Genomic DNA, 6,001 nt, shown 5'->3' with positions numbered 1-6,001 from the left:
ATCCACAGGTCTTGACTATTCCTCGCACGGCCTGGCCTGAGCGGACCTGGGCGGTTGAGGGCAGCAATGGCGCCGGCCGTCCGCTGGCGCAACGGCTGCTCGCCGACGGCGAACACGTCGTCGACGTCCCGGCGAAACTCTCGGCCCGGGCGCGGCTGTTCGACACCGGCCACAACCGCAAGACCGACGCCCACGACGCTCACGCGGTGGCGGTGGTCGCGGTGCGGACCAAGGCGTTGCGGGTGCTCGCCTACGACGCCGAGCTCGAGGCGCTGCGGATGCTCTCCGACCGACGCGCCGAGCTCTCCAGCACGAGGGTCCAAACCGACAACCGGCTCCACCGTCTCCTCGGCGAGTTGACACCTGGCATGGCGAAGAAGGACATCACCACAGGTCAGGCCAAGCGGCTCCTGGCCTCGGTACGGCCGCGGGACCTGGTCGGCAAGACCCGCCGCCGCCTGGCCGTCGAGTTGTTGGCCGAGCTGGTCGTGGTGGAGAAGAAGATCAAGGAGATCACCAAGGAACTCAAGACCATGGTCCTAGCCCGGGGCTCGACGCTGATGGAGCTGCCCGGCGTGGGACCCGTCGTGGCCGCCCGCGTCCTGGCCGACACCGGCGACGTCGCCCGCTTCGCCGACCGGAACCGGTTCGCCTCGTGGACCGGGACCGCGCCGATCGAGGCCTCCTCCGGAGAGATCGTGCGGCATCGGCTCTCCCGCGCGGGGAACCGGCGGATGAACCACATGATCCATGTCGCCGCCGCTACCCAGGTCCGTCTCGAGACCGAGGGGCGGGCGTACTACCTGCGCAAGATCGCCGCCGGCAAGACCCGACGCGAGGCAATGCGCTGCTTGAAGCGTCGCATCTCCGACGCGATCTATCGGCAGCTGCGCGCCGACGCTCACGCCACCCTCGCGGTCACTGAAGAGGCGGGCCCGGGAGGGCACTGCGGGGCGTCTCAGATATCCAGCGCGGCCGGCTCGCATCCGCACACCGGCACTTCGGATCAGCCACTTCCCGGACCCGCACCCACGACGCTACCCCCAGCCACCCGGACCAGGAAGAGCCCCACGGCCAGAGCCCTCCAAACCACCTCTTGACGTCAGAGGGGTGCCGAAAGGACTCACCTTTCCCCGCTACGAGACCAGGCCTGGTCTGATGCTGCCTTTGCGATGATGTCTGCGAGTTCGGCTGGTTTGCTCCACATGGGCCAGTGGCCGGTCGGTAGGTCGAACAGCGTCAACTTCCGGTGGTGCAGGAGGCCAGCGAGGAAGGACATGCCCTGTTCGGCGTAGGAGTGGTAGTCGGCGGCCGAGGAGGCGGTACACACTACGGTTCCCGGCACGTCCAGACGCCTTTCGTCGACCACGGTCACGGCATCGCGCATCGCGCCCGTGGGTTGCGGCACGGACCGATCCCGAAATGTGGCCAGCTGCTGCTGGCTCAGTCCGGCCATCGAGCCTTGCTCGAACTCCTCGTCGCAGGCAGCCGAGAGCGGGTCGAGCCGAGGAGTGACCCGACGAAGCCCGGCACTGCGGTGAGTCCGCAGATAAGGGGTGCGACAGAGACCAGGTCACTCAGCAAGACTGTCGCGTCGAAGCCGTCTGCGAAGGCGCCGTCCATGACAGCGATCCAAATGACCATGGACACGCCGGCGACGGCGCCGGCGACCAGCCAGGTCAACCCATGAGCGACCACGCCGTCCGGCCTGCGACGCCCGTCGAGCACACCCCATAGCCCAGCGATGAGCAGCAGGGTGGCGAAGGCGATGAGCCCGGCCCCGAGCACGGCAGCGCTGTCACCGTCGATGGCCCGGTAGACCGTGGCAACACCCCAGCCGACACCCTGGGCCAGCACTGCGCAGATCAGGCCGCGAAGCAACCCGGAACCGATGAACGATAAGGGATTCACCATGCTCACCTCTTCCTACGTGGCGGCGGGACCCGCGGAACCGGAGCCCAGAGCGCGGAGCCGACCGCATCGGACAGGAGACCCACGGGGTGGCTGACGTGCCCAGGTGGTTGACCAGGCGGCGGCCGTCGATGCCTCCGCGCCCGAGTGCTCCGAGGATCAAGCGTTCGTTCATGGGTCCCTCCCTCTCTGCCAGGCCGGGTGGCTGATGTCGATAGTGACAGCGTGCCGCTGGTTCAACCGCCCAGTCTGTAGGTCGGGGTACTCATCCGCGTCGCGTGGGTGTGGTGCCGTCGTCGCGCCGGCGCTGGGAGTTGCAGTTACCCGCCCGGCTGGTCGTCGCGGATCTCGAGCGCGGGCAGGCCGTCGACGATCCGCATGGTCTCGAGGCTCACGGTGACGGTCCGAGCCAGCAGGTCGATGACGTAGCGCGGGTCGCCGACCTGGCGGCTCCAGTCGTTGGGGTCGTTGACGATTCCGGAGGCCTTGTCGGTCTTGACCTGGTACGTTCCAGGATCCACTCCACGGCCGACCGAGACCCGAGCTGGTAGCGGTATGCCCACGCCGGGATCCCGCTCAGCGTGATCGCCCTGTTGTAGACCAGTTCGGTTGTGGCGGCGATGATGTCGGGATGGACGGTGCAGGGTGTTGGCTCTGACCGGCCGGGATCGGTGACGTCGATATGCCCCTGCAGAAGCTGTCGTCGACTCAAAGGCCGAGGTGGGCGCGGATGATCCGCGCTGCATCTGCCCGGTCTGTGGCGGCGAGTTTGAGCAGGATCGCGCTGACGTAGTTGGCGACGGTCTTGGTCGACAGGCCGAGCCGTGCGGAGATCGCGGGGTTGGCCAGGCCCCGTGCGAGCAGGTCGGCGACGACGAGCTCGCGGGCTGTGAGCCCGCCCGGCAGCGGCGCCTGATCGCGGCCCGGGCGCGCCGCGAACGAGGGTCGCTCGACGCCGCTACCGATCCACAACGCACCGGCACTGGCGGCCTCCACAGCAGCGATGAGGTGCTCGGGTTCTGCGTGCTTGCCGAGGTAGCCGGCTGCCCCGGCGTGCAGGGCCCGGGCGACTGAGGCCTCATCCGAGAACAGGGTCACGACGAGGACGGCGACGTCCGGGTGCTCGGCGGTGATCCTGGCCGTGGCCTCGAAGCCGTCCCCGTCGGGCATCGACAGGTCCATGAGCACGACCTGCGGCCTGACCTGCGCGACGACCTCGAGGGCTTCGAGGCCACCTCGGGCCTGCCCGACGACCTCGTGACCCGACGCGGCCAGCAGAGCGACCAGTCCACGTCGGAAGACGGGGTGGTCGTCGACGACGACCACGGTGGTCATGACACCTCCAGAGGGAGGTCGACGAGGAGGTGGCACCCGCTCGCGGCCCGGTCGTAGCGGGCGGTGCCGCCGACCTCGTCGGTGCGCTCGGTGATGGACAACATCCCGATGCCGGGGCGCACGTCCGCGGGCAGCCCCGGGCCGGCGTCGCTCACCGTCAGTCTGAGGTGCCCGTCGTCGAGTCGCAGCCGGATGAGCACTGGCGGGGCCCCGTGCTTGCGCGCGTTGGTGACGGCCTCCTGGATGATACGCAGCGCCGCGAGGTCGACCGAGGCCGGCAGGTCGAGGTGGTCGGGTGCGTCGATGCGGACGTCTGGTCCGCCGATCCGGTCGTGGAGGGCCGCGACGAGCCCGTGGTCGTCGAGCACCGGCGGTCGCAGGCCGTAGGCCAGCTCGCGGGACTGCTCGACGGCCATCCGTAGCTCGCGGTGCAGCTGTCGGGCCTCGGGATCGCCGGTCCGGGTGGCCAGGGCTGCGGCGCTCAACGCGAGGCCGGACAGGGTGGGTCCGAGGTCGTCGTGCAGCTCTCGGCGGATCCGGCGTCGTTCCTCCTCTCGGGCGGCGACTGTGCGGGCTCGGGACTCGCGCAGGGCCACGACCGTGCGCGCCGCATCCAGTGCAGGTGCGGCCTGGGCGAGCAGCCCGTCGACGACTCGCCTGTCGCGGCGCGTCATTGTGCTCTCGCCGCGCCGCGGCGGCAGCTCGAGAACGGCCAGCACCTCACCGCGATAGTGAACGGGGAAGCTCTCGGAGTCGGATGCCGTCGGCGCCTGCGGTCCTAGCTCGGCGGGCTCGAACCACGAGCCGCTGATGCGCCCGCGGTCCAGGAAGAGCGCGCCGGTGAACGCGTGCAGGACGGTGCTCGGCGTGTCGTGTTGGCCGTTGGGGGTGTTGAGCGCCGACAACATCCGCGTGACGGCTCGGTCGGGGTCCGGACGCCCGCGGTAGAGGAGCCAGTCGGCGACGTGGAGCATGCCGAGGGCGACGGGTGCTGCGACGACGGCGACGGTGACGAGACGCACCCACGCGGGCGCATTGAGGGAGAGCATGACGGCGGCCAGTGCAGCGACGGTGCCCAGCGAGACCACCGTGGCCCGCAGGAACTCGTCGACGTCGAGCGCTCGCGGGGCGAGCACTCCCACGGCGACCGCGACGAACAGGGGAAGTACGGCAAGTTGGGCAGCGACGACCGAGCCGGTCGATCCCTCCCCGATGGACCCGTAGGCGGCTTGGGTGGCCTCGAACGACGCCATCGTCAGCAGGGTCCCAAGGATGACCCAGCGCACCGCTGCCCGCTCCGCGGTCGAGGACCGGCGCCGGTAGCGGTAGACCTGGGCGAGGAGCAGCACCAGCTGGCCGTTGACCACCAGCGCCCACCACGGGCTCTCGCTCCACATTCCCCCCGTGGCGAGGTCACCGACCGCCGCGAGGGCGAGGGCGCCCACCGGCAGCCACAACCACCGCGGGGTCATCACCCCGTCGGGATAGACGCCGGCGAGGAGCGGGAAGGCGGCGAACCACAGGACGGCTGCACCCGGCACGACGATGACGGCATACAGGAGCAGGCACGCGAGCACGACGAGCCACCGACGGTTGCGCGGCATTCGTCGCAGTGACCCGAGTAGGAGCACTGCCAGGACGAGCACGACCGCGGTGACCGCGATCTCGCTCGTCCTGACCAACGCGTCGTGGGTCATGGGTCGATGATGACATCGGCGGGCGCGATCAACGCCGCTTCCGCGACGTCACGAGCAGCGCGATGCCGAGGATCAGCGATCCGAGGACGGCGACGAGGATCGGCCACGGGGTCGCGAAGGGGACGGCTGCCTGGTAGAGCGGGATGGCGGCGAACACGCCGAACACCACGCTCAACGGGCGGCCGATCAGGCCCGAGCGCCGACCTGACGTGGCGAGCAGGAGGTTCCAGCCGATGGAGCCGATTCCCACGACGAGCAGACCCGCCGTGACGGCCAGGTAAGACGCCTGGAGTGAAGCTGCCTGGATTTCACTGTCCCCGGTGACATCACCGAGCCCTGCGCCCACCGAGGTGTACATACTCAGCCCGTGCCCGGCGACCCAGAACCACGCGGTGGCGCCGACCAGAGCCATGGCGAACCCCACAGTGCTGAAGATGCCGTCTGCGGCTCCGGTGAGGCGCATGGCGCGCCACACGGCGAGGACCATGACGAGGGAGGCCACGCCGATGCCCGAGAACAGGGCGGCATCGAAGCCGCCAACCCATGAGTTGGCCTCTAGACGACTGATTCCAAGGGGTGTCAGTGGTCATAGGCGGTTAGGGATCGTAGGACGGGTTGGCTGGTGTGGTCGTTGTGCCAGATGGCGGTGGTCAGGGCCAGGAGTCGTTGGAGGACGCGGACGATGACGCCGGCTTGGGTTCGTCCGCCGTGGCGTTCGAGGCTGAGCTGGCCCTTGAGGGTGTCGAACACCGATTCGATGGTTTGCCGTAGGGGTTTGAAGAACTGGGCGCCTGGTCGGGGGTTCTCCCCGGTCCGGGCTTTGCGCAACAACGTGAATCCGGTTGCGGCCAGGGTGGATTCGAACTCGCGACCGTAGTAGTTCTTGTCCGCGATGAGGGTCCGGCCGCCGCCGGCCAGAGCTGGGGTGGTGGCGATCAGGTCGGTCAGAACGGTTCGTTCGTCGGCCTTGGCTCCGGTCAACGCGAACGCGACGGGCAGCCCGTGCAGGGTGGTCACCAGGTGCAGCCGGAGCCCCCAGAAGTAGCGCGAGTGGCTGG

8 protein-coding genes and 1 pseudogene are annotated in these 6,001 nt (G+C 69.3%); 1 reads left to right on the top strand and 8 read right to left on the bottom strand.

Annotation, left to right across the window (positions count from 1 at the left end):
* The coding region (locus BN11_RS20850) for an IS110 family RNA-guided transposase (protein WP_083433929.1) at positions 1-1,100 on the top strand (1,100 nt) is incomplete at its 5' end.
* 23 nt (positions 1,101-1,123) lie between these two features.
* Here the strand turns inward: BN11_RS20850 and BN11_RS20845 are convergent.
* From BN11_RS20845 to BN11_RS20815, 8 genes and pseudogenes are all read right to left on the bottom strand, one after another.
* Entirely contained in the window at positions 1,124-1,456 is a 333-nt protein-coding gene (locus BN11_RS20845) for a hypothetical protein (RefSeq protein WP_053084207.1), read from the bottom strand.
* The gene (locus tag BN11_RS20840) at positions 1,444-1,914 is read right to left on the bottom strand and encodes a hypothetical protein (protein ID WP_048700389.1); all 471 of its coding nucleotides are present in this window, start codon (positions 1,912-1,914) and stop codon (positions 1,444-1,446) included. The genes BN11_RS20845 and BN11_RS20840 overlap by 13 nt, the downstream gene beginning before the upstream one ends.
* A 317-nt stretch (positions 1,915-2,231) precedes the next feature.
* Positions 2,232-2,432 (bottom strand): hypothetical protein, encoded by a 201-nt coding sequence (locus BN11_RS25515; RefSeq protein WP_048700387.1) that lies wholly within the window; start codon positions 2,430-2,432, stop codon positions 2,232-2,234.
* A gap of 17 nt (positions 2,433-2,449) precedes the next feature.
* Positions 2,450-2,623: pseudogene (locus BN11_RS25510) on the bottom strand (hypothetical protein); the annotation flags it as partial.
* Complete coding sequence (locus tag BN11_RS20830) at positions 2,620-3,246, bottom strand: response regulator transcription factor (protein ID WP_048700384.1); 627 nt, start codon at positions 3,244-3,246, stop codon at positions 2,620-2,622. The gene BN11_RS20830 and the pseudogene BN11_RS25510, both read right to left, overlap by 4 nt.
* Positions 3,243-4,943 (bottom strand): sensor histidine kinase, encoded by a 1,701-nt coding sequence (locus tag BN11_RS20825; protein ID WP_048700382.1) that lies wholly within the window; start codon positions 4,941-4,943, stop codon positions 3,243-3,245. The genes BN11_RS20830 and BN11_RS20825 overlap by 4 nt, the downstream gene beginning before the upstream one ends.
* A gap of 28 nt (positions 4,944-4,971) precedes the next feature.
* Positions 4,972-5,445: a hypothetical protein gene (locus tag BN11_RS20820; RefSeq protein ID WP_048700380.1), complete on the bottom strand. Its 474-nt coding sequence runs from the start codon at positions 5,443-5,445 to the stop codon at positions 4,972-4,974.
* Between the two features lie 77 nt (positions 5,446-5,522).
* On the bottom strand, positions 5,523-6,001 hold a 479-nt coding region (locus BN11_RS20815; protein WP_048695333.1), incomplete at its 5' end, for a transposase.

Source organism: Nostocoides australiense Ben110 (genome assembly GCF_001050535.1).
Lineage (GTDB): Bacteria > Actinomycetota > Actinomycetes > Actinomycetales > Dermatophilaceae > Nostocoides_A > Nostocoides_A australiense.
This window is presented reverse-complemented; position numbering and strand designations above follow the sequence as displayed.